Here is a 22,126-nt window from a genome sequence, read left to right as displayed (position 1 = left end):
CGTCGGCTTGCGCTCTTCCTTGGTGCGCACCCTCTGCTTCATGGTCGTCTACCTGTTCGCGACCTACGCCGGGCGGCTGACGGTGATGGACGCGACGAACCTGAGCCTCGTCTGGCCCGCGGCCGGCGTGTCGGCGGTCTGGTTCCTCGTGCAGCACCGTTCGCGCTGGCGGCTTGTCGACGCCTTGGTGCTGTCGGTCGTCACTGTCGTGGTCAACATGGCCACCGGTGCCTCCGCGACGCTGGCCGTCTGGTTCGTGGTCGCCAATCTGCTGCAGGCGATCACGTTCGCCTACCTGATCAACCGCTGGCTGTCGCACCTGCGCGCGCTCGGCGGCAAAGATCAGCTGAGTCGCCCGTACGAGTTGTGGCGCTTGACGGCGGCGGCGTTGCTGAGCACCGGTGCGGGCGCGCTCGTCGGCCCCACCGGGGTCTGGGTCGTCTCCGGCACCTACTCGTGGTCGGCCGTGGTCGTCTGGATGACCCGCAACACCGTGAGCATCCTGCTGATCGGCGCCGTGTGGCTCGCCTGCGGGCAGCTCTGGCAGTCCGGCCCGGCGGCGATCCGGGCCCGCTGGTCCGCCACCCCGGTACGACGCCGCTTCGAGTACGCCACCGTCGTAGTGCTCTCCGCGGCGGGCTACTGGGCCGTTTTCGGCCTGCTGCACCACCTGCCGCTGGCCTTCACCGTGCTCGCGATGACGGTCTGGGCCGGATCGCGCCTGCACACCAGCTTCGTGGTGCTGCACGACCTGGTCTTCGGCACGGTCGCGGTGCTGTTCACGCTGCACGGCACCGGTGTGTTCGCCCAGATCGACTCGCACCCGGCCCGGGCCCTGGTCGCGCAGGCGTTCGTCGGCGTGATCGCCGTGGTCGGGCTCTCCCTCGCGCTGGGCCGCGACGAGCGCGTCGCCCTCGTGCGGCTCCTGCGCACCGAGCAGGAGGCGTCGGCCCGGCAGGCCAAGCTGATGACCGCGATCGTCGACTCGATGGCCGAGGGGCTCACCGTCGTCGACGAGGACGGCCGCTTCCTGCTGCGCAACCCAGCCGTGCAGCGGCTCATCGGCGGCGTCGTCAGCACCTCGGGGCAGATGGCCCGGCCCGACTTCTACGGCCTGTTCCACCCCGACGGGACGTTGCTGACCCACGACGAGATGCCGTACCGCCGGGCTCTGGCCGGAACCGATGTGCGGGGCATGGACATCCTCGTCCGCAATCCCGGTGTGCCCGAGAGAAGGCTGCTCAACGTCAGCTCCGCGATTCTGCCGGCCGACCTCGACGGACGGCGGTGCGCCGTCACCGTCTTCCACGATGTCACCGCGGAGCGCCGCCACCGCGACGAGCTCGCCTCCTTCGCGGGCGCCGTCGCCCACGACCTGCTGAACCCGCTGGCCACCGTCGAGGGCTGGACCGAGTCGCTGGTCGAGACCCTGGCCGATGAGCCCGGCCCGCTCGACCGTGACGAGGCCCGCGACGCGCTGACCCGCATCGGGCGCGCCGCCCGCCGGATGCGCGGCATGATCGACGACCTGCTGGCCTACACGACCGCCCGCGACGCCACGCTCGCCCCGACCGTGGTCGAGCTCGGCGAGGTGGTCAACGACATCGCGATCGCCCGCATGGACCAGGCGCAGAGCGCGGGTACGCCGGTGCCGGCCTTCGACATCGGCGAGCTGCCGACGGTCTATGCCGACCCGGTCCTCGTACGGCAGCTGCTGGAGAATTTGATCAGTAACGCGATCAAATACACCGGCGCCGGCATCACGCCCCGGCTGCGGATCCGTGCCGAGGCCGCCGACCACGTCGTGACCGTGACGATCGACGACAACGGCATCGGCATCCCCGAGGGTCAGCACACAAGCATCTTCACCAATTTCCACCGGGCGCACCGCGGCGCCGGCTACAGCGGTACCGGCCTCGGGCTGGGAATCTGCAAGCGCATCGTCGAGCGCCACGGTGGCACCATCGCCGCTTCGCCGGGGGTCGAAGGGGGCTCGCGGTTCACGCTGACCCTGCCCGCCGACGCCATCGGAGCACCCGCGCCGGAGAGCAGCCCGCCGCAACCAGCGGAGGCGGCCGAGCCCGGGCCCGAGCCTTCGGTCTCGCCCGAGCCACCGTCGGCCGGCTTCGAGCACAGTGCCCTGCTCGTTCTCGAATACCTGCACCAGCAGATGCCGCTGGCCTTCTGGGCGGTCACCCGGGTGCAGAACGGCCGGCAGACGTACCTCTATCTGGACGCCGACAACGGGTACGGCCTGCGGCAGGGCGGGAGCCATCCCTGGGAGGACAGCTACTGCGTGCACATGGCGGCCGGGACTGCCCCGACGGTGGCCCGCGACGCCCGAGCCGTCCCGGCGTACGCGAATGCCCGGGTCAACGACCTCGTCGACATCGGCACCTATGCGGGCGCGGTCATCACCGAACCCGACGGCTCCCTGTTCGGCGCCATCTGCGGCCTCGACCCGGCCGCACACACCGACGACCCGCGCCTGGCCCACGCCGAACCGCTGCTCGCACTGCTCGGCCGCATGCTGACCGCGGCCCTGTCGGCCGACCGGGTGCAGGACCGCGCCTCCAACGCGCTGCTGCGCGAACAGCTCTGCGCCGACACCGACCCCCTCACCGGCCTGCCGAACCGGCGCGCCTGGCAACGGGTGGTCGACCGGACCCGGCAACGGTTCGAGCGCCTCGCCGACCCGACCGTCGTCGCGATGCTCGACCTCGACGGGCTCAAGACGATAAACGACACCCAGGGGCATGCGGCCGGCGACACGTACATCAAGGCGGCCGCCACCGTCGCCCAGCGCGCCCTTCGCGACACCGACTTCGTCGCCCGCATCGGCGGTGACGAGTTCGGTCTCATCCTGGCCCAGTGCTCCGAGGACGCCGGCCAGAGGGCCATCGACCGCCTGCGCGCCGAACTGGCGAGCGCCGGGGTCGCGGCGTCGGTCGGATGGGCGTCGATCACGACCGACGGCGGCATCGGAGCGGCATTGGACGACGCCGACGCCGCCATGTATGCCGCAAAACGGGCGCACCTCACGGTCTGACGCCATCGTGGCACCACTTTGGCTTGCTCTGGTGCCATCCGTGTGCCACGATGGTGCCATGGACCTGAACGCGTACGTCAGCAGCCTCGGCCGCGAGTTCGCCACGCTGGCCGAAGCCGGCGGCGAGGAGTCGCGGGCGCTGGTCGAGCGGCTGACCGGGCCGCTCGAGTCGGCGATCCGCATGACGCTGCTCGAAGCGCTCTCCACCGCCGCCGACGAGATCACCAGTGACCTGGCCCCCGGCTCGGTCGAGCTGCGCCTGCGCGGCCGCGAGCCGAGCTTCGTCGTGACGCCGCCCCCGGTCGAGACGGCCGCGCCCGCGGCCGCCGCCAACGCCACCGACAGCGACCTCGCGGTCGCCGAGGAGGGCCCGGCCACCCGCATCAACGTCCGCATGCCCGAGCAGCTCAAGACCGCGATCGAGGAGGCCGCCGCCAAGGAGGGCCGCTCGGTCAACGCCTGGCTCGTCCGGGCGGCCTCCGCCCACCTGCAGCGCGCCGACCGCGAACCGCCGACCAAGCCCGACAGCGCCCGCCGCGCCCCCCAGCGGTTCACCGGCTGGGTGCGCTGACCTCCCTTTTTCACCCTCCGACCCGTTGAGTGGGGACCACCATGCCTTTTTTCGAAACGCCCGGACCGATCTCCGTCGATCTCGACATCAGCGTCGGCAACGTGCGCGTCGTAGCGAGCGAGCGCGCCGACACGGCCGTCGAGGTCCGCCCGAGCCTGGAATCCGACAGCTCCGACGTCGAGGCCGCCGCGCAGACCCGCGTCGACTTCTCCGACGGCACGCTGCGGATCACCGGCCCGAAGCGCCTGTTCGACTTCTCCAAGAGGACCCGGTCGGTCGACGTGACCATCGAGCTGCCGGCCGGCTCCCGGGTGACGGCCCAGACCGGGGTCGGCGACCTGCGCTGCTCCGGCCCGCTGGGGGAGTGCCGGTACAAGACCTCCGCCGGTGACGTCAGCGTCGAGCGCTCCGGCCCGCTGCGGGTGAGCACGTCAGCCGGGCAGATCACCGTCGGCCGGGTCGACGGGGCCGCCGACATCTCGACCGCCTCCGGCAAGATCCAGGTCGGCGAGGTCCACGGCGGCGCGACGGTGAAGAACTCCAATGGCGACACCACGATCGGGCTCGTCGACGGCGACCTGCGGGTGCGCTCGGCCAACGGCGAGATCCGCGTCGAGCGGGCCGGCGCCGGCGTCGACGTGAAGACGGCCAACGGCGCCATCCACCTCGGCGAAGTCGCGCGCGGCTCGGTCGTGCTCGGCACCTCGATGGGCAACCTCGACATCGGCATCGCCGACGGAACCGCCGCCTGGCTCGACGTCAACACCTCGTTCGGGCACGTGCGCAACGAACTGGACAACGCCACCGGTCCCGACAACGCCGCCGAGACCGTCGAGGTGCGCGGCCGCACCTCCTTCGGCGACATCACCATTCACCGGTCCTGAAAGGACACGCAGACATGGAACCGAACGCGGCGATCCACATCGAAGGACTGCGGAAATCGTACGGGAAACTGGAGGTGCTCAAGGGCGTCGACTTCGACGTGGCCCGCGGGAGCATCTTCGCCCTGCTCGGCTCGAACGGCGCCGGCAAGACCACGGTCGTGCGCATCCTGGCCACGCTCCTGAAACCCGACCAGGGGACGGCGACCGTCAACGGCCACGACGTGCTCGCCCAGCCCGAGCGGGTGCGTGAGTCGATCAGCCTGACCGGGCAGTTCGCGGCGGTCGACGAGATCCTGACCGGCCGGGAGAACCTGATCCTGATCGCCAAGCTGCGTCAGGTCGCCAACCCGCGCAAGGTCGCCGACGAGCTGCTCGAACGGTTCGGGCTGGCCGACGCGGGCGACCGGCGCGTGGCCGGCTACTCCGGCGGCATGCGGCGGCGCCTCGACATCTCGATGAGCCTGATCGGCGACCCGCCGGTCATCTTCCTCGACGAGCCGACGACCGGGCTCGACCCGGAGGCCCGCATCGAGGTGTGGCAGGTGATCCAGAAGCTCGCCGACGACGGCACGACCGTCCTGCTCACCACCCAGTATCTGGACGAGGCCGAGAAGCTGGCCGACCGGATCGCGATCCTCCACCAGGGCACGATCATCGTGTCCGGCACGCTGGAGGAGCTGCGGAAACTGCTGCCGCCGGCCCAGGTCGAATACGTGGAGCGGCAACCCACCCTCGAGGAGATCTTCCTGGCCATCGTCGGAAAGAAGGAGCAGAAATGAGCGCGCACGTTTTCGGCAACACCGGCGTGATGCTCGGGCGCACCCTGAAACACATCACCCGCAGCCCCGACACGATCATCACGACCGCGATCATGCCGCTGGCGTTCCTGCTGCTGTTCCGCTACGTGTTCGGCGGCGCGATCCAGGCCAACACCGACAACTACGTCAACTACCTGATGCCCGGGGTCCTGCTCATCGCCATCGCGAGCGGCATCTCGTACACGTCCTACCGCCTCTTCCTCGACATGCAGAGCGGCATCTTCGAACGGTTCCACTCGATGCCGATCGCGCGCTCGTCGGTGCTGTGGGGCCACGTGCTGACCTCGCTGGTGTCCAACGCGATCTCCGTGGTGGTCATCTTCCTGGTCGGGCTGGGCATCGGGTTCCGCTCGTCGGCCGGGGTGCTGTCGTGGCTCGCCGTGGCCGGCATCCTGGCCCTCTTCACCCTCGCACTGACCTGGGTCGCGGTGATCGCCGGGCTGTCGGCCACGTCGGTCGACGGTGCGTCGGCCTTCTCCTACCCGATCGTCTTCCTGCCCTTCATCAGCTCGGCCTTCGTCCCCACCGACACGATGCCCGGCCCGGTGCGCGCCTTCGCCGAGAACCAGCCGGTCACCTCGATCGTCAACACGATCCGCTCCCTGTTCGACCAGCAGCCGGTGGGCAACGACATCTGGGTCGCGCTGGCCTGGTGCGTCGGCGTCCTCGTGGTCGCGTACGTCTTCGCGATGCTGGCCTACCGCCGCAGGGTCGCCTGACCGCCGACCCCGGACCCGGTCCGCCCCCGACCGAACCCAGTCACGCCCCGCCTCGCCCCAACCGACCCCGCCACGCTCCAACCCCGCCTCGCCCCGCCTCGCCCCGCACCCGGGCAGGCGGGGTCGGCTTTTGCTGACGGGGTTGCATGTAGTTCCATGTGGAACTACTTTGACGCCATGAAGACCGTCTCAGCCGTGCTGGCCGCGGTGCTCACTCTGGGATTCCCCGCCTCCGCGTCCGCCGGGCCGCGCGATACCTCTGCCCGCGATCTACCCGCCACCAAAGCTGTGGCCGCTCCTGACACCTATGTTCTGGCCGCTCCGGCCGACGTCGCGGCCGAAGGCGTGGCGGTGCACGCCGACGGCCGCATCTGGGTCGGCTCCTCGGCGACCGGCCGGATCTATCGCGGCGATACCCGCCGTCCACTGCTCAAGCCCGTCGAAGCACCGGGCACTGTGGAGCGCGGCACGACCCTGGGCCTCAAGACGGATGCCGCCGGCAATGTCTGGTCCGTCGGCGCCGGCTCGCTCACCGTCCACGACCGTCGCGGGCGTCTGCTGTCGTCCGCCGCGGCCGGGACGGGACCGGTCGGGCCGCCCACGCTGAACGACCTCGTGCTGACCCGCGACGCCGTCTACGTCACCGACTTCGCCAACCCGACCGTGCACCGGGCCGAGCGGCACGGCATCCGTCTGGGGCCGCTGCGACCGTGGCTCGACCTGCGGGCCGCCCTCCCCGGGTTCCCAGCCCAGTTCTGGTTCCTCAACGGCATCGTCGCGAACCACGACGGATCGACGCTTCTGATCGCCGGCAACGGAACCGAGGCGTTGTGGCGGGTCGACACCGCCACCCGCGCGACCGCGCAGGTCGATCTCGGCGGGCGCAGCTTCGGCGCCGACGGGATGCAGCTTCGGGGCCGCACCCTCTACGCCGTCGTCAACTATGCCTCCCCGAACGGCGTCTACCTCGTACGCCTGCAGCCCGACCTCACGAAGGGTGAGGTCACCGACGAGATCCTGCTGCCAGGGCTGCCCACCACGCTGGCCGTGCACCGGTGTCGCGTCTACGTGGTCAGCTCTCCCGAGGTGCGCGCCATGCCCGACCCGGCCTGTCGCTGACCGCGGCCCGGCTGGACGGCGAGGATCGCGGCGTCCAGCCGGCCGAGCGCCGCCCGCAGACCGTCGCGGTCGGCCGCCGTGCCGACCTGGGCGTTCAGCTCCTTGACGGCGGTCCGCATGCGGTCACGGCACTCGTGCCACGTCGACGTGCCGCTCCTCGTCAGGGCCACGGTGTGCGAGCGGCGGTCGGTCGGGCTCGGGGTGCGTGCGAGGTGTCCGCGTTTCTCCATCGCGTTCAGGCAGTTCGACACGGTGGCCGGCGGGAGCCCCAGCGTCGCCCCCAGCCTGCGCGGCGTGAGCTCGCCCTCGCCGAGCTGGGAGTAGACCGCGTACTGGGTGGGCGTCACGTCCGTACCGGCGAATGCGTCCTCGAGCATCGCGCGAAGATGCTGGGTCAGCACGAAGAGGTCGAGCGCGAGGTTCCCGCCCGGCTGGTCCAGCACGAACCCACGCTGCGCCACGACATCCTCCCGGCTGAGTCGAACCCGACCAGCGTACGGGGTCAACCGTGATGCAGGCCCTCGGCGGTGAGCCGTTCGCCGATGCGGTCCAGGGCGTTGCACAGGCGCCACTTGGCGGTGCCCTCGGGAATGTTGAGGGCCGGCGCGACCGGGCGGCGTCAGCGAGGATCCCGGGGATCGCTTCGAGCTGAACCTGCTGCGAGGGTGGCTCGCGAACGACACCTGTCGGTTGAGTCGGCCGCCTCGGGGTCGCTCGGTCTTCGGGTGCGGAGGCCGAGCGCCCCGATCCAGGCCAGGCCGAGGAAGAGGGCTACGCGCTCCAGCAGCCCGCTCGGGTTGCCGGGCAGCACTCCGGCATCGTCGAGCAGCACGAGGACGGTCGCCGCGGTGAACGAGACGGCCATGATCGCGGCGACGATCAGGCCGGCCCGGGCGAGGCCCGCATCGCAACCGGCCACGGCCGCGGCGGCGACGCCGGAGACGGCCAGCACGACGGCGACGACCTGGTGGGCGAAGCCGATCGTGGTGTGCGCGGGCGCGACGTAGGGCGGGTAGCCGATGCCCGGGTCGGTCGGGAGCACCGCGAGCACGACGAGGCAGAAACCGCACCACGCGACGAGGCGCGGGCCCGCGCCACCGCCCGGCCCGGGGTGCCGCCGGCCCGCGCGGCCGCCCAGCATCAGGAGGAGGCCGCAGCAGATCATGTTGGCGGTCGCCCAGCCGCCGCCCGGGCCCAGGGAGAGCTGGCTGACCCAGTTGCGGGCCGGGTCGTAGCCGGGGCGGACCGAGCCGGCCACGGTCACGAACACGATCATCTGGGTTGCGGCGATCGCGGGTAGCGCCCTCATCGACATCCCGCCGTACGGTTGGGGGTGTGTTCCTCATCTTCGGACTTCGCAGCAAGGACAGCATCGTCGGTTCACGGCTGGGGCGCTGTGAGGTCTGCGGCGCCACCGCGGCCCAGACGCTCGTACGGCGTACGACGAAGTTCAGTCTCTTCTTCGTGCCGCTGTTCCCCGTCCGCGCCGCCCGCTACTTCGTGACCTGCACCCACTGCGGGCGGTTCCGCAACGCCGCCCGCCGAGAGGTCACCGCGGCGTGAGGGAGGCGAAGAAGCGTTCCCACGCGTCGCGGACGCTCGGCATGAAGAAGCGCCGGCTGGTCTCGTAGGCGGCCTCTCCCATCGCGAGGCGACGCTCGGGGGAGTCGATCAGCTCGAGGATCGTGGCGGCGAGCGCGTCGACGTCGGCCGGTGGGACGAGGCGGCCGTTGACGCCGTCGGTGATCACCTCGCCGGGGCCGGTCGGGCAGTCGAAGGAGACCACGGGCAGGCCGCAGCTCATCGCCTCGAGCAGCACCATCGGCAGGCCCTCGTACCGGGAACTGAGCACGAACATCGCCGACGCGCTGAGTTCGGCGTCGAGCTGGGACGTGACCCCGGGCAGCCGGACCGATTCGCGAAGGCCGAGCGCGTCGCGCTGTTCGACCAGCTTGCGGAAGCCGGGGCCGGAGCCGTAGATGACCAGCTCCCACTCCGGGTGTTTGGCGCTGACCGTGGCCCAGGCGTCGAGCAGCATGTCGAAGCCCTTCTGCGGGGCCAGCCGCCCGGAGGCCACGATCCGCGGCCGGTCGTGGGCGACGGTCGAGGGGTCCTTGGGCGGGATGCCGTTCGGGATGCGTTCCAGCCGCACACCTTCGAGCGCCTTCTCGTACGCGGCCAGGTCGTGTTCGGTGAGGACGGTGACGGCGTCGAGCCTCGGATAGCTCTTGAGGATCGCGGCGCGCAGCCTCGGCCCGTACGAGTCGAGGTTCATGTGGTCCTGCGCGACCCGCACGACCCGCCGGGGCGTCAGCCGGGCCGACATCATGTTCAGCGCCGGCCGGGTGGTGACCAGAACGCCGTCGCGTGCCGATCGCAGATAGCGCGCGATCGCGAGGTCGACGACCGGATCCCATCGGCGGTAGCGGTGGTCGGCGCGGTAGATGAACGGGTTGGGGAAGCGGCGCGTCTTGCGGCTGAAACGGGTGTTGCCGTCGGGCGGATCCGTGTGCCGGGAGCCGTTCGGCCGCAAGTCGGTGAGCGACACCAAACGGACCCGCTCGTCGATCGTGAACGACGGTGTCGCGCTCGTGCGATAGACGCTCGCGATTTCGACGTCGTGATCGGAGCACAAGGCATTGGCCTGATTGACCACCGTACGAATGGTCCCGCCGACACCGTAGGCGTTGTGGAGCAGGTACCGCACCCTCATGAGGTGCACGGTAGCAGCGCCGGACAATTCGGGCGGCCCCGTGAGCTGCCAATTTCGTGGTCGTGTCGCGCCCCGGACGCCCAAGGTGAACGGGCTTCGAGTCCATCATGGACCGACGGTTTCGTCTTGTGTCGATACGGGCGGATATAGTGCGGCCCGGCTCTCTGACAGGGGACGCAAGACGTGGGGCACGAAACGCGGGATCAGATTCAGGCGCCTCGACGGCGGGGGCGACGGCCGGCGCGACCCGACCCGGAATCGGGGCCGGTGGGAGCCTTCGCGGACGGCCTGTGGCGCTTGCGCCAGGAAGCGGGCGACCCCTCGTACGAGGAGATGGCCGGACGGCTGGGGGCGGCGGCCTCGAAGTCGTCGCTCGCCGCCGCCGCTCAGGGGCGCGCTCTGCCGAGCTGGGAGACGACCTGGGAATTCGTACGGGTCCTCGCGGTTGATCGGCTCGGCCGTGAGCCGGCGGGCACCGAGAAGGAGTGGCGCGAACGATGGGAGCGGGCCCGCTCGGTCTCCGAAGCACCCGGCGTCGTGCCGCCCGACCCGTTGCCGCCCCGGCGGTCGCGGGCGTGGCGGCTCGGCCGGACCGGGCTGGTGGCGGCCCTCTCCGCGTTGGTCAGCGCCGTTCTCACGTTCGTCGTGCTCGATTGGCACCGGGACGCCACACCCGCCCGCGACGACTCGGTCTTCGAAGGGGACATCACCTATCCCGACGGGACTCTCGTGCCGCCGGGGACGTCGTTCACGAAAACCTGGCGGCTTCGCAACAACGGCACGACGTTCTGGGCCAACCGCTTCCTGGCCCGCATCAACACCGAGCCCTGCGTGGCGCCCGACCTGGTCGAGATCCCGCAGACCGGGCCGGGCGAGAGCGTCGACATCTCGGTGACCGTCCGCACGCCGGACCGGCCGGGCCGCTGCAAGATCTACTGGAAGATGGTGGACGAGCAGGGGCGGATGCTGTTCCCGGCGAAACGCCCGGTCTTCCTGGACGTGCGGGTCGGCGCGTGACGCCGACCCGCGCCCGGCGTCAGCCGCAGTTGGTCTTGCGCTTGCCGCCCTCGGTGCCGCTGATCCGGCCCATCCAGTCCACGCACTTGTCCGCGGCGGACAGATACAGCGGACCGGCGTACGAGGTGTAGAAGTCACCGTCGTACTTCGGCCAGTGGCTGCCGACCGGGTTCAGACCCAGGCCGGCCTCGATCAGCACGGCCGAGCCGACGGAGTTCCGCTTGGCGACCACACAGTTCTGGCCGGTCGTCGCGCTGTAGGTGAGGAACACTGTGCCCTTGGTGCCGATCGGGTCGGAGTTCACGACCGCGTAGCCGGCGCCGCACTCGTTGCCGTAGGTGGCGGCGAACGCGGGCGACCCGGCGGCCAGCGCGCCGGCCACCAGCGTGGCCGAGGCGGCGAGGGTCACGGCGGTCTTCTTGACGAGCTTCATCGGGTTCTCCTCGGTCAGCCGCAGTTGGTGCCGGACTTGGTCTTCGTGGCCGTGCCGATCGTGCCGCCCCAGTCGACGCACTCGCCCGCAGCGGAGAGATACTTCGGACCGGCGTACGTGGTGAAGTTGCCGCTGTCCTTGATCCAGGTGGACGTGCCGGTCTTGCGGATGAAGGCCTCCATGAGGGTGGCCGTGCCCGGCTTCTCGCGGACCGTGACGACACAGTTCTTCCCGGTGGCGCTGCTGTACGTGAGGTACACCGTGCCGCGCAGGTCAGGCAGGTCGATCAAGTTGACCACGGAGTAGCCCGAGCCGCACTGGTTCCCGTAGAGAGCGGCGAGCGCGGGAGCGGCGTTCACCACAGCCCCCGTAGCCACGGCTGCCGTTGTCATTCCCAGCGCGGTCAACGTTCGCGAAATGCGCACGAAGCAGTTCCCTTTCTCGCGGTGACATCTTGCGCAAGAAAGCTGGCACGGGCCGGTGCTGGATCTCCACAGATCTACGTCCGGCGATCGACCACTGGACTATTCGGATAAAGAAGCCGCAGCTCACGGCATGGTTGGCCCCAGGGTGGGCGGTCAGCCGGCCAGGAAGGGCTGGGCGTCGGCCGAAGGGGTCAGCAGGGTGACGCCGGAGCGGTCGGTGAAGGTGAGGCGCATCCGGCCGGCCTGCTCGGTGACCGAGGCGAAGCTCGAGCGGGGGCACTGCCAGCGCAGCCGCAGCGGCGGCACCGGGCCCGAGGCCGGGCGGAAGATATCGCCCAAGGAACCGATGCGGCGCGAGAACAGCAGCAGGCGACGGTCGGTGAGGGCCAGCACCCGCGGGTCGGTGACGGTGCGGATGTGCACGTCGAGGCCGACGGCGAGGCTCTGCTTCGACCCGTCGACGCCGCGCCGGTCACCGGGGGCGTCGGGCACGCGCTTGCGGAAACGGAACTGCGACATCTCGCGGCGGGTCATCCCGACCGACGTGCGCCCGTCGGCCCGGCTCACCCAGATGGCGGCGCGAAAGGTCTCGCCCGGCGCCAGGTGCTCCCGCACCCGGGCCTCGAGCTGCTCGGCACCCGCGTTCACGGCCCGCTCCCATCCCGAAATTTCGGACTTGTGCCGGAGCCTTCGTACCCCAGCGACATCCAGTCGACCATGAGGGCACACACACGCTGTCACCGGGGCGGGGGAGGCGAGCCGGGGCGCGGCAGGGCGCGGCGCGGCGGGGCGCGGCAGGGCGCGGCAGGGCGCGGCGGGGCGGGGCAACGGCGGGGCAACGGCGGGGCGGGGCAACGGCGGGGCGGGGCAACGGCGGGGCGGGGCAACGGCGGGGCGGGGCAACGGCGGGGCGGGGCAACGGCGGGGCGAGGGAGGCGGGCCGGGGGCGCGGTGGGCCACGGCGGGGCGGGGCCGGCCGGGGCGGTGGCAGGTCCGCCCCGGCCGGGGGATCACTCGCTGTAGCGCAGGTGGCGCCGCTCGGCCTGTTCCTCTTCGCTGACCACCGTCAGGATCGGGGTTCCGGGAGGCGCGAACATGACCACCAGAAGCTGCGACTGGGCGTCGGCCAGGTTGTTGGCGCCCTGGTAGTGGATCGTGTCGCCGCCCGGCTCGAACAGCGACTCGCCGGTCTTGAGGACGCGGGGCGCCTGGCCCTCCAGCTCGAACAGGATCTCGCCCTGGGTGACGTAACCGAAGACGGGACCGGGGTGACGGTGCGGCGGTGCGCCCGGGTCGCCGGGAGGCAGGGTGACCCGGATGGTGCGGGCCTCGGCGCCGGCCGGGATGAAGGCCGGGGCGTCCGGCATGGTCGAGATCAGCTCGACACCCGGGGGCAGGTGTCCGTGCTCAGTGCTCATGTGTTCCTCCAGAACGGGGACTGTCGGCAGGAGAGACAAGACGGTCGCGTGTTTTGTGACGGTTTTTTCGGACGCGCAGCGCGATGTGGATCGCCACGCCCGCCACGATCAGCCCGATGACCCAGTGCTTCCACGGGCCCGCCGCCGTGACCAGCAGCCCGCCCAGGGCCACGTGGACGAGCACGGCCAGGGCGATGACGGCGATGACGCCGTACGTGGTTCTTCGCATTCAAGATCCTTCCCATCGCGACTGTTCAGCCCAGACCGGACGAGAGCGCGATCTGTGACAGCCCCGGCGATTCGGCTTGCGACGACGGCGCAGCGTCACTAGCTTCCTGGTAATGAAAATCGCTTTCACTGGCAAGGGTGGCAGTGGGAAGAGCACGATGGCCGCTCTCTTCGTCGGCTATCTGCGACAGACCGGCGTACGGGTTCTCGCCGTCGACGCCGACGTCAACGTCCACCTCGCACCACTGCTCGGCGTCGTCGCGCACGCCTCGGCCGCACTGTCGCACCCGGAGCGGACGACGGCCGTACGGCGGCATCTGCTCGGGACGAACAAGCTCATCGGTGGCGTGGACCGCTTCGTGGCGACGACCCCGCCCGGGCCGGGCTCACGGACGGTCACCCTGGACGCGGCCGACCCCGTGCTGACCGCGCACGCCGTGGCCCTCGACGAGCGCACCCACGTGATGCACGTCGGCACCTACGAGCCGGAGAACATCGGGGCCGGCTGCTACCACGGGCACCTGGCCATCCTGGAGAACCTGCTGTCCCACCTGGAGACCCGCGAGGGTGACGTGGTCGTGTGCGACATGGTGGCGGGCACGGACGCGTTCGCCAACTCGCTGCACGCGCAGTTCGACGCGATCGTCGTCGTGGTCGAGCCGACCCCGGAGTCGGTGACCGTCGCCCGCCGCTACCGTGAGCTCGCCGAGGCCGCCGGCGTGGCCGACCTGCTGCTCCTCGTCGGCAACAAGGTGGTCGACGAGGTGGACGTCGACTATCTGCGGCGCGAACTCGGCTCGGCCCCGGCGGCCGTGCTGCCCTCGCAGGCCGGGCTGCGGCGCGCACGTCAGGCGGGGGAGTGCCCGCGACCCGAAGACCTCGAAGACGTGGCGCCCCTGCGTGTCATCGCGTCGCTGGTGAAGCCCGTGCCGGCGGGGCGGCGGGCGGAGGCTCTGCGCGCACTGCACCTGAAGGTCGCGGAGAAGGACTGGGTACGCAGTGCGCACGGCGACGTGACCGACCAGCTGGCACCCGTACACAAGTAATGGCGGGGTGAAAGCGCTCCCCGCCACTTCTAACGTATAGCGCACCCGGGGGCTTGCGGCAAGACCCAGGTGAGGGCGCAGAATCGTCGGCCGGAGCTTCTACCTGCGGAAATGAGGACGCTCAATGAGCGAACGGTACGTGCTGGATCTTCAGGACGGCGGTGTGGGCGCGGTCGTCGGAGGCAAGGGCGCGAACCTCGGTGAGCTTCTTCGGATGGACGGCGTACGGGTGCCGCCCGGCTTCGTCGTGACGACGGACGCCTTCCGGCTGATCATGGCGGAGGCGCGGGTCGATGACCTGCTGTCGCGGCTCGGCGCGGACATTCGCACGGTCAGCGCGCAGATCCGGGAAGCCATCGAGGGGACCGCAATTCCGGGTGAGCTCGCCGCGGCCATCACCGGCGCGCTGGACGAGACGGTGGCCTACGCCGTCCGGTCCAGCGCGACGGCCGAGGACCTGCCGAACGCCTCCTTCGCCGGGCAGCAGGACTCGTACCTGAACGTCGTCGGGTCCGCGGCGGTTCTCGAGCACGTCAGCCGCTGCTGGGCGTCGCTGTTCACCGAACGGGCGGTCACCTATCGCCGCCGCCACAACATTGACGACCGTACGGTCCTCATGGCTGTTGTCGTGCAGCGCATGGTGCCGGCGGACGTGTCCGGCGTGCTGTTCACGGCCGACCCGGTCTCGGGCAACCGGAAGGTCGCCACGGTCGACGCCGTATCCGGGTTGGGTGAGGATCTCGTGTCGGGGCTGGTCAACCCCGACCATTTCAAGGTTCGCGGCGGCGAGATCATCGAGAAGCCGGCCGTCGGCGCTTTGACAGACGACCAGGTCGTACGGCTGGTCGAGCTCGGGCGGCGTGTCGAGGCGCACTTCGGGCGGCCGCAGGACATCGAGTGGTGCCTGGCCGACGGCGATTTCCAGGTCGTCCAGAGCAGGCCGATCACGACCCTGTACCCCGTACCCGCGACCGAAGATCTTGAGAACCATGTCTGGGTCTCGGTCGGGCACCAGCAGATGATGACCGACGCGATGAAACCGCTCGGGATCTCCGTGTGGCAGCGGACGGCCATGGCGCCGATGGACGAGGCCGGCGGGCGCCTGTTCGTCGAGGTCACCCCGCGGCTGGGCTCAGCGGCGAGCCGGGCGGCCGTGCTGGAGTTGATGGGCCGGGGGGATCCGCTGGTCAGGGACGCGCTGGAGACCGTACTGGCTCGGGGTTTCGTCCCGTTGCGGGATGATTCGGCGCCGCCGAGGCCGCTGCCGGGAACCACGCCTGCCGCCGTTCCTGATCCGGTGGTCGTTCCCGAGCTGATCTCGCGCAGCGAGGCGTCGGTCGAGGCCCTGAAACGGGACATCGCCGGCCTGACCGGTCCCGCGCTCTTCGACTACCTGGCCGAAGCCTTCGTCGAACACAAGCGGGTCCTCAGCGATCCGCTCAGCATCCAGGCGATCATGGCGGGGATGGAGGCCACCTGGTGGCTCAACGACCACCTCGCCGACTGGCTGGGCGAGAAGAACGCGGCCGACACGCTCACGCTCTCCGCGCCCGGCAACATCACCGCGGAGATGGGGCTGGCCCTGCTCGACGTGGCCGACGTGGTCCGGCCGTACCCGGAGGTGGTGGCCTTCCTGGGGGACGCGGCGTCGTTACCGGACTTCCTTGACCAACTGCCGAAGGTCGCGGGCGGGGCCGAGGCGCGCGCCGCGATCGAGGACTATCTTGCCAAGTACGGCATGCGCTGCGCCGGCGAGATCGACATCACGAGGCCGCGGTGGAGCGAACACCCGGCCACGCTGGTGCCGCTGATCCTCGACAACGTGCGCAACTTCTCACCCGGGGCGGCGGCGCGGCGCTTCTCGGAGGGCCGGGCGGCGGCGCTGAAAAAGGAGGAGGACGTGCTGGCCCGCCTGCGTTCCCGGCCCGACGGCGAGAGCAAGGCACTCGAGACCAAGCGGATGATCGATCAGGTCCGGAACTTCGCGGGCTACCGGGAGTATCCGAAGTACGGCATCGTCAGCCGCTACTTCGTCTACAAGCAGGCGCTGCTGGCCGAGGCCGATCGTCTCGAACTCGCCTCACCCGAGGACATCTTCTTCCTGACCTTCGACGAGCTGCGTGCGGGCATCCTGGACGCCGCACTCATCCGGCAGCGGAAAGAGGCGTTCCGATCGTACGAGTCCCTGCGCGCGCCGCGCGTGCTGACCTCGGACGGCGAGGGCGTCAACGGCTCGTACCGTCGTGACGACGTGCCACCCGGCGCGCTGGTCGGCCTGCCCGTCAGCGCCGGTACGGTCGAGGGCCGCGCCCGCGTCATCCTCGACCTGGCCGACGCCGACCTGCAGCCCGGCGACATCCTCGTCACCGCCTACACCGACCCGAGCTGGTCCCCGCTGTTCGTCGCCGTGGCGGGCCTGGTGACCGAGGTGGGCGGCTTGATGACGCACGGCGCGGTGATCGCCCGCGAATACGGCCTGCCCGCGGTCGTGGGCGTCGATCAAGCCACCCACCTGATCGCCGACGGTCGGCGGATCCGGGTGCACGGCTCCGACGGCTACATCGAACTGCTGTAAGCCTGGAACGGGGTGGGAAGGACGGACGGCACCCACTGGCCTCCCCACCCCGCACACCTCTATGACCGGGCGGAGGGCCGTCTCGTGACCGGCCGCAGGCGTTTGTGACGGGTCAATCGGTGGGCGCCGGGAGCAGTTCAAAAACCGGGTGACGGTCGGCCTCGGCCACGAAATCCTCCACCGGATCGTTCTTGTCAGCGTCGAAGTAGGGCCGGGTGGCCGTGGCCACGACGACGTACCGTTTGAGCACCGGCCCGGCCTCAGCGGCGGACAACTCACGGACGACATAGGCAGCCCGCTTCCCGCGCCGGGCGAGGCTGACCCGCCCGGCCGCACGGGCGTTGTGCACCCAGGACACCGTCCCGTACGGCGAAACCAGCCATCGCCGCTCGCCGTCCTGAACGATGGTCGCCGGGTGTGTCAAAGCCCGCCCACTCCGACGCCCGACCGTAGTCAACATGTAGGTGCTCGGCACAACCCCCACCCGAACGAACAGCCCGATGACAGCATCCCCAACGCTCCGCCCCCGCCCTCGCCGAAACTGCCGCGCCGGCCTCCGCCTCTCCGGACCCGGCCGTCCGGACGTCTTGTCGGTCATCGCCCCTCCTTCGCCTTCCTCTTCTCCGATGGTGCCCGCGCGCGCCAAGCACTTTCAGCAACCGCATCGACCTGCCAAGCCTTCATGACCATCGGCTGGACCCTGCCCGGCGCCGATCGCGGTCGCAACGCTCTTCGGGACCAATCTGCCACTCACGGGGTCCCGGAGATCGTGTTGAAGCAGAGATTTGTCAGTCCGCCTGCGACTCCCACGTCAATCCGGCTCGCTGTCGTTCGACATTCGCCAGGGCTCCGTATCGGTGTGCCTTTGGTAGTGGTCTGTGCGGAGGTGCCGGAAGACTGCCGATTCCAGCGAGGGTTTCATTCCGCCTTCGGGATCCGGGCCAAAGAGGGTTGCCGAAGCTTTGTCAGATCGCCGCGCCCGTCGAAACGGGCCGTGCGTTTGTCTCCGCTTTCCTTTCCCCCGCGATTGCGAAAAGGCCCTGAAACACGCGACGCATCCCGAATGGGCCCGCAGCTTAATGTCGACGATGCCGCCATTCGAAGATTCCACCGGTGTTCGCCGACCTGGAGGCCCCCGCCCGCGACACCACGACCGACCAGCGCGCCGGGCCCCTGCAATTGCTGACGAGTTCGGCGCAGCCACGAAAGGCGCCGTGGCCGGAGCCAACACGGCGGTCCGTCGGCGCCGTCTCGGGCAGAAAGCCGTCCGAGCCGGAACCCGAACCCGACACGGGGGCTCCCCGGTCTGGTTGATGCAGCGAACATGGACGGTCGAGGGTGTGGCCTGACGCCGTGGATGACTCACGGCCGCCAACATCGATCGCAGATTCAGAGCCACTGGTTCAGCGGGAACCGCCGGGCGGGTCGGAGTTGTTGGGCGGGTTGGGCTGTTGGGGCGGGTCGGGTTCGTTGGGCGGGTTGGGGTGTCAGGGCGGGTCGGGTTCGTTGGGTGGCCTGGGGTGTCAGAGCAGGTCGGGTTCGTTGGGCGGGTTGGGGCAGGGAGCCACGTCGGGGCGGCCGGGCGAGCTGGCACCGCAGACTCGGGCTTCGCCGCCGCCGGAGGCTGGGCCGCCGGTTCCGGCTGGCACGCAGGTTGAGTCGCAGTCGAGGCGGGGACTCGCTCCGGCACCGCACTCGCTGCACGCTTAGCCGGAGCCGTCAAATCTTGACCATCAGGCGATCGGTGCGAGACAGCCGGCTCACCGCTTCCCGAGCCTCCACGATCAGGGCGCGTAACCGTGAACTCGGGGTTCCAGATCAGCGGCGGAATTGCGTCGAACTGATCATGAATCCCGACCTCGAAACACAGGCGGGAGCACCCGTGCAATCGGCACAGCTTCCACGCGTGACGATGCCTCAGCCCGACCCGCCGACGAGCCTCATGATCGAGACGAAACGCCTCATTCTCCGGCGAATAATTGCGCTTCTTGGTGCAGTCGCGCATTGCAGCCGTCTGAGATCTGCTGAACAACGAAAGCTGCACGTGCGCCATGCATAGATTATTCCGCACCTCCAAGATCGTCTGCTAAGACTGGATCATGCCATTCCCAACGAAAATTCTTTTGCCAAAAATGCACGGCTGGAATATCTGCAGGCGCAAACAACTAATTCTGCTGGTAAGCGGTAGACGACGTCTTCCGGGCGACAAGAAGGCGCACCTTTGTCAGCGTAGAGAGCGCGTGTATGGGCCGCTCGGCCAGGGCGCGAAACTCGTTACATGGCGAACTTCGGCCAGGCGGGCTTGAGACTCATTGCATCGAGCTGGCCTCGCCCCAGCGTGGCCACGACGTTTGCCCGCTTGGCGAGCGGCGCTACCACTGGATCACCGTAATCCGGCCCCGCCCCAGCGTGGCCACGACGTTTGCCCGCTTGGCGAGCGGCGCTACCACTGGATCACCGCAACCCGGCCCCGCCCCAGCGTGGCCACGACGTTTGCCCGCTTGGCGAGCCGCGCTACCACTGGATCACCGTAATCCGGCCTCGCCCCAGCGTGGCCACGACGTTTGCCCGCTTGGCGAGCCGCGCTACCACTGGATCACCGCAACCCGGCCCCGCCCCAGCGTGGCCACGACGTTTGCCCGCTTGGCGAGCCGCGCTACCACCGGATCACCGCAACCCGGCCCCGCCCCAGCGTGGCCACGACGTTTGCCCGCTTGGCGAGCCGCGCTACCACCGGATCACCGCAACCCGGCCTCGCCCAGGGCGGCCACGACGTTTGCGCGCCCGGCCAGCCCCGCCACCACCGGATCACCGCAAACCCGGCCCCGCCCAGGGCGACCACGACGCCCGCGCGCCCGGCCAGCCCCGCCACCACCGGATCATCCCAACCCGGCCCTGCCCCAGCGCGACCACAAAGGCCGGATACCTGACTGCGACCAGTCCGGGTTCGACGCCACCCGGTGGTATTGCCCTCGCCTGGGCGCATGGCCCGGTACTACGGTCAGCCTGTGGATAGTGCTCGGCTGCGCGTTGACCGGGTCGACGTCCGGCAGGAGGGTCATGGGCTCACGCTGATCCTCGGCGCGGCCGGTGTTCACGTCATGCTGATCCGGCTGCGTTATGACGGCTGGGTCGACGAGGTGATCAACGGCGCCGGAGCGATCGGGCCTGGTCCGGGCGCGTGGACCCTCATCGGCGACGAGTTGTGTCTGGAGTTCGGCCGGGAGAGCGCCACGATCCTGGGTTTCCCGCGCGACTGCCGGTTTCACCTCGCCGTGGACGACGACGCGATCCGGCTGGTTCGTACCGCGCTGTTGGAAATCCTGGATTGCGCCTGCTTCGTGGTCGACACCGCTGACGGCCGTGTCTCGAGTTGAGCACGCGAGCGGGGGCAGCGTCAGATCCAGCGGCGTAGCGCAGCCTCCACGCCGGCCTGGAAGCGGCTTTCGGCGTCCAGGCGTTGCATCAGGTCGCGTACGGTTCTGCGGACCGTTCGTTCGGAGAGCTGGAGTTGGCGTCCGATGGCCTCGTCGGTGCGGCCTTGGCGCAGCAGGCGGAGGATGGCCACGGCCTGGTCGGTCAAACCGTGGCCGTCGGCCGGCGGCGGGCTCGGGAAGGGTGTGCTGCGTTCCCACAGCATGTCGAAGAGCAGGCACAGCGCCGACACCAGCCGGTTGCCGCGGATCTCGAGGGCGCCGCGGCCGGAGCGGGGTTCGATCGGGACGAGGGCGAACTGCCGGTCGACGATGGTCATCCGTACTGGCGTCTCGGGCATCACCCGGCTCTGTTCGCCTTCTTCGGCCATCAGTTCGGCGTACGCCCGGGAGGCGGCATCGGACAGCAGGCTCTCCTGGTAGATGTGGCGTACCGGCAGTCCGCGGGAGAGCGCGATGCGGGTCAGTGTCTTGCCGTTCTCGATGGCTTCCGGCGCGATCGCCCGGCCGGTTGTGAGGGTCATGAAGCTTTCGGACGCGGTGCAGGCGTGCTCGGCCAAGCGGTCTCGAACGGCGTCCACCCCTTCCAGCCGTACGATTTCTTCGCGTTCGCGGTGGGTGTCGTGGCTTTCGGCGCGGGCCAGGAACGACGCGCGTACGGCTTGAAGTTTCGCCTGTTGCGCGATCATCTGCTGTTCGGCCTGGTCGAGCAGGGTCAGCAGGCCGACTTTGGGGCTGACGGCGCGCAGGGTGCCGGGCCGTGTGACCGAGGGCGTGACGAGCGCGCGGTCGGCCAGGGCGGAGAGGGCGTCGTGGGCGACCGTCTCGGGGATGTCGAGGTTGGTGACGAGGTCGTCTACATCCCAGGTGGGATTGTCGAGCATCGCCCAGTACACGGCTTCAGCAGCAGCCGACAAGGCCAGCCGATCGAGCAAGGTGTCCTCCACTGTGTGCACCGCGTGCTCACATTAGATGAGCCTGGGTCGTCCACACGGTCCTGACCCGTATTCATTCGGCGACAAGATCATGGCCGGGAGGACCGAATCGGCGTTTATCGGTCATTGATGATTGTTACGCCGGGGCGGAACCGGCCACGGCCGGTTTCGCCAGTGCTTTGAGTGATGACGTGGCCACCATCCGAACCGCACTCTCGTGTCGGCGCCGTAACCAAGCGGCGGCAGGCGAGGGAGGTGCCCGATGCACATCGGGCCGGAGTGGACAGTCGGCGCGCCGGCGTGTGGGGCGCGGTTTCGATCCAGCGGAGGCTCGCCGTGCAGCTCACCCGGATCGCGCTGCGGCCACCGCGCGGCCAGCAAGACGGCCAGCAGGGCGGCCGGCAAGACGGGCAGCAGGGCGGCCGGCAAGACGGCCAGCAAGACGGCCGGCAAGACGGGCAGCAGGGCGGCCGGCAAGACGGGCAGCAGGGCGGCCGGCAAGGGCAGCAGGGCGGCCGACGTGACCTGTCCGCCGGCGAACTGACGGATCTGTTGTGGCTCAACGCCGCCGTGGCCGACGGCATCCGGCACATCCACGCCCGCGCCTTCCCCGGACAGGTGGAGGTCGCCGTCTTCACGATCGCCTCGGAGCAGGCGATCTCGGACTATATCGTGCAGCGGGTCTGCCAGAGGGCGGTCCGCGTCGTACCCGCGCTGCGGGGCTGGACGGTTACCTGAAAGG

Annotated in this window: 22 protein-coding genes; 12 read left to right on the top strand and 10 right to left on the bottom strand. The window is 70.0% G+C overall.

The annotated features are described in order from the left end of the window. Window positions 1–7 precede the first annotated feature (7 nt). The 6 genes from EER30_RS29455 to EER30_RS29430 all read left to right on the top strand — a co-directional run bounded on the left by EER30_RS29455 (window position 8) and on the right by EER30_RS29430 (window position 7,160). Entirely contained in the window at window positions 8–3,049 is a 3,042-nt protein-coding gene (locus EER30_RS29455; RefSeq protein WP_240670380.1) for a diguanylate cyclase domain-containing protein, read from the top strand. A 58-nt stretch (window positions 3,050–3,107) separates the two neighbouring features. After that, window positions 3,108–3,620: a type II toxin -antitoxin system TacA 1-like antitoxin gene (locus EER30_RS29450; RefSeq protein WP_127503891.1), complete on the top strand. Its 513-nt coding sequence runs from the start codon at window positions 3,108–3,110 to the stop codon at window positions 3,618–3,620. 41 nt (window positions 3,621–3,661) lie between these two features. Next, entirely contained in the window at window positions 3,662–4,504 is an 843-nt protein-coding gene (locus tag EER30_RS29445; RefSeq protein ID WP_127503890.1) for a DUF4097 family beta strand repeat-containing protein, read from the top strand. A 14-nt stretch (window positions 4,505–4,518) separates the two neighbouring features. Then, window positions 4,519–5,283: an ABC transporter ATP-binding protein gene (locus EER30_RS29440; RefSeq protein WP_127503889.1), complete on the top strand. Its 765-nt coding sequence runs from the start codon at window positions 4,519–4,521 to the stop codon at window positions 5,281–5,283. Beyond that, a complete protein-coding gene (locus EER30_RS29435; RefSeq protein WP_127503888.1) occupies window positions 5,280–6,041 on the top strand; it encodes an ABC transporter permease in 762 nt (253 codons plus the stop codon). Before EER30_RS29440 ends, EER30_RS29435 begins: the two co-directional genes overlap by 4 nt. A gap of 177 nt (window positions 6,042–6,218) precedes the next feature. Next, a complete protein-coding gene (locus EER30_RS29430; RefSeq protein ID WP_127503887.1) occupies window positions 6,219–7,160 on the top strand; it encodes an SMP-30/gluconolactonase/LRE family protein in 942 nt (313 codons plus the stop codon). Here the strand turns inward: EER30_RS29430 and EER30_RS29425 are convergent. Both EER30_RS29425 and EER30_RS29420 read right to left on the bottom strand, forming a co-directional pair. After that, entirely contained in the window at window positions 7,106–7,621 is a 516-nt protein-coding gene (locus EER30_RS29425) for a MarR family winged helix-turn-helix transcriptional regulator (RefSeq protein ID WP_205650476.1), read from the bottom strand. The genes EER30_RS29430 and EER30_RS29425 overlap by 55 nt on opposite strands. Before the next feature lie 158 nt (window positions 7,622–7,779). Then, window positions 7,780–8,469: a DUF998 domain-containing protein gene (locus EER30_RS29420; protein WP_164842520.1), complete on the bottom strand. Its 690-nt coding sequence runs from the start codon at window positions 8,467–8,469 to the stop codon at window positions 7,780–7,782. Between the two features lie 26 nt (window positions 8,470–8,495). On the opposite strand from EER30_RS29420, the gene EER30_RS29415 reads away from it, so the two are divergent. Beyond that, window positions 8,496–8,723: a zinc-ribbon domain-containing protein gene (locus EER30_RS29415; protein ID WP_127503885.1), complete on the top strand. Its 228-nt coding sequence runs from the start codon at window positions 8,496–8,498 to the stop codon at window positions 8,721–8,723. Here EER30_RS29415 and EER30_RS29410 read toward each other — a convergent pair. Then, on the bottom strand, window positions 8,710–9,873 hold the full coding sequence (locus EER30_RS29410) for a glycosyltransferase family 4 protein (RefSeq protein ID WP_127503884.1): 1,164 nt from the start codon (window positions 9,871–9,873) through the stop codon (window positions 8,710–8,712). The genes EER30_RS29415 and EER30_RS29410 overlap by 14 nt on opposite strands. A gap of 267 nt (window positions 9,874–10,140) precedes the next feature. Here EER30_RS29410 and EER30_RS29405 point away from each other — a divergent pair, with 267 nt between their 5' ends. Continuing rightward, on the top strand, window positions 10,141–10,890 hold the full coding sequence (locus tag EER30_RS29405; RefSeq protein WP_127503883.1) for an NBR1-Ig-like domain-containing protein: 750 nt from the start codon (window positions 10,141–10,143) through the stop codon (window positions 10,888–10,890). A gap of 19 nt (window positions 10,891–10,909) precedes the next feature. Here EER30_RS29405 and EER30_RS29400 read toward each other — a convergent pair whose 3' ends face one another. The 5 genes from EER30_RS29400 to EER30_RS29380 all read right to left on the bottom strand — a co-directional run bounded on the left by EER30_RS29400 (window position 10,910) and on the right by EER30_RS29380 (window position 13,395). Next, complete coding sequence (locus tag EER30_RS29400) at window positions 10,910–11,323, bottom strand: spore-associated protein A (protein ID WP_127503882.1); 414 nt, start codon at window positions 11,321–11,323, stop codon at window positions 10,910–10,912. Window positions 11,324–11,337: 14 nt separating this feature from the next. Next, window positions 11,338–11,748, bottom strand: a complete 411-nt coding sequence (locus EER30_RS29395) for a spore-associated protein A (protein WP_205650475.1) — start codon at window positions 11,746–11,748, stop codon at window positions 11,338–11,340. 153 nt (window positions 11,749–11,901) lie between these two features. Beyond that, window positions 11,902–12,396, bottom strand: a complete 495-nt coding sequence (locus EER30_RS29390) for a hypothetical protein (RefSeq protein WP_127503881.1) — start codon at window positions 12,394–12,396, stop codon at window positions 11,902–11,904. Between the two features lie 362 nt (window positions 12,397–12,758). Next, window positions 12,759–13,166 carry a cupin domain-containing protein gene (locus tag EER30_RS29385; protein ID WP_127503880.1) on the bottom strand — a complete coding sequence of 136 codons (408 nt, stop codon included), beginning with the start codon at window positions 13,164–13,166 and terminating at the stop codon, window positions 12,759–12,761. Continuing rightward, complete coding sequence (locus EER30_RS29380) at window positions 13,156–13,395, bottom strand: hypothetical protein (RefSeq protein ID WP_127503879.1); 240 nt, start codon at window positions 13,393–13,395, stop codon at window positions 13,156–13,158. The genes EER30_RS29385 and EER30_RS29380 overlap by 11 nt, the downstream gene beginning before the upstream one ends. A gap of 112 nt (window positions 13,396–13,507) precedes the next feature. Here EER30_RS29380 and EER30_RS29375 point away from each other — a divergent pair, with 112 nt between their 5' ends. After that, on the top strand, window positions 13,508–14,440 hold the full coding sequence (locus EER30_RS29375; RefSeq protein ID WP_127503878.1) for an ATP-binding protein: 933 nt from the start codon (window positions 13,508–13,510) through the stop codon (window positions 14,438–14,440). A 124-nt stretch (window positions 14,441–14,564) separates the two neighbouring features. Continuing rightward, window positions 14,565–17,015: a rifamycin-inactivating phosphotransferase gene (gene rph, locus EER30_RS29370; RefSeq protein WP_127503877.1), complete on the top strand. Its 2,451-nt coding sequence runs from the start codon at window positions 14,565–14,567 to the stop codon at window positions 17,013–17,015. A 112-nt stretch (window positions 17,016–17,127) separates the two neighbouring features. Here the strand turns inward: rph and EER30_RS29365 are convergent, their stop codons facing one another. Next, complete coding sequence (locus tag EER30_RS29365) at window positions 17,128–17,613, bottom strand: nitroreductase family deazaflavin-dependent oxidoreductase (RefSeq protein ID WP_127503876.1); 486 nt, start codon at window positions 17,611–17,613, stop codon at window positions 17,128–17,130. 2,410 nt (window positions 17,614–20,023) lie between these two features. On the opposite strand from EER30_RS29365, the gene EER30_RS29360 reads away from it, so the two are divergent. Continuing rightward, the gene (locus EER30_RS29360; RefSeq protein ID WP_127503875.1) at window positions 20,024–20,392 is read left to right on the top strand and encodes a hypothetical protein; all 369 of its coding nucleotides are present in this window, start codon (window positions 20,024–20,026) and stop codon (window positions 20,390–20,392) included. A 20-nt stretch (window positions 20,393–20,412) separates the two neighbouring features. Here EER30_RS29360 and EER30_RS29355 read toward each other — a convergent pair whose 3' ends face one another. Next, window positions 20,413–21,333 carry a LuxR C-terminal-related transcriptional regulator gene (locus EER30_RS29355; protein ID WP_127504025.1) on the bottom strand — a complete coding sequence of 307 codons (921 nt, stop codon included), beginning with the start codon at window positions 21,331–21,333 and terminating at the stop codon, window positions 20,413–20,415. Window positions 21,334–21,720: 387 nt separating this feature from the next. Here EER30_RS29355 and EER30_RS29350 point away from each other — a divergent pair, with 387 nt between their 5' ends. Further along, a complete protein-coding gene (locus EER30_RS29350) occupies window positions 21,721–22,122 on the top strand; it encodes a hypothetical protein (RefSeq protein WP_127503874.1) in 402 nt (133 codons plus the stop codon). Window positions 22,123–22,126: the final 4 nt, after the last annotated feature.

The organism is Actinoplanes solisilvae, from assembly GCF_003999975.1.
Lineage (GTDB): Bacteria > Actinomycetota > Actinomycetes > Mycobacteriales > Micromonosporaceae > Actinoplanes > Actinoplanes solisilvae.
Note: the sequence above shows the minus strand (reverse complement) of the source record. Positions and strands in the feature narration are given on the sequence as shown.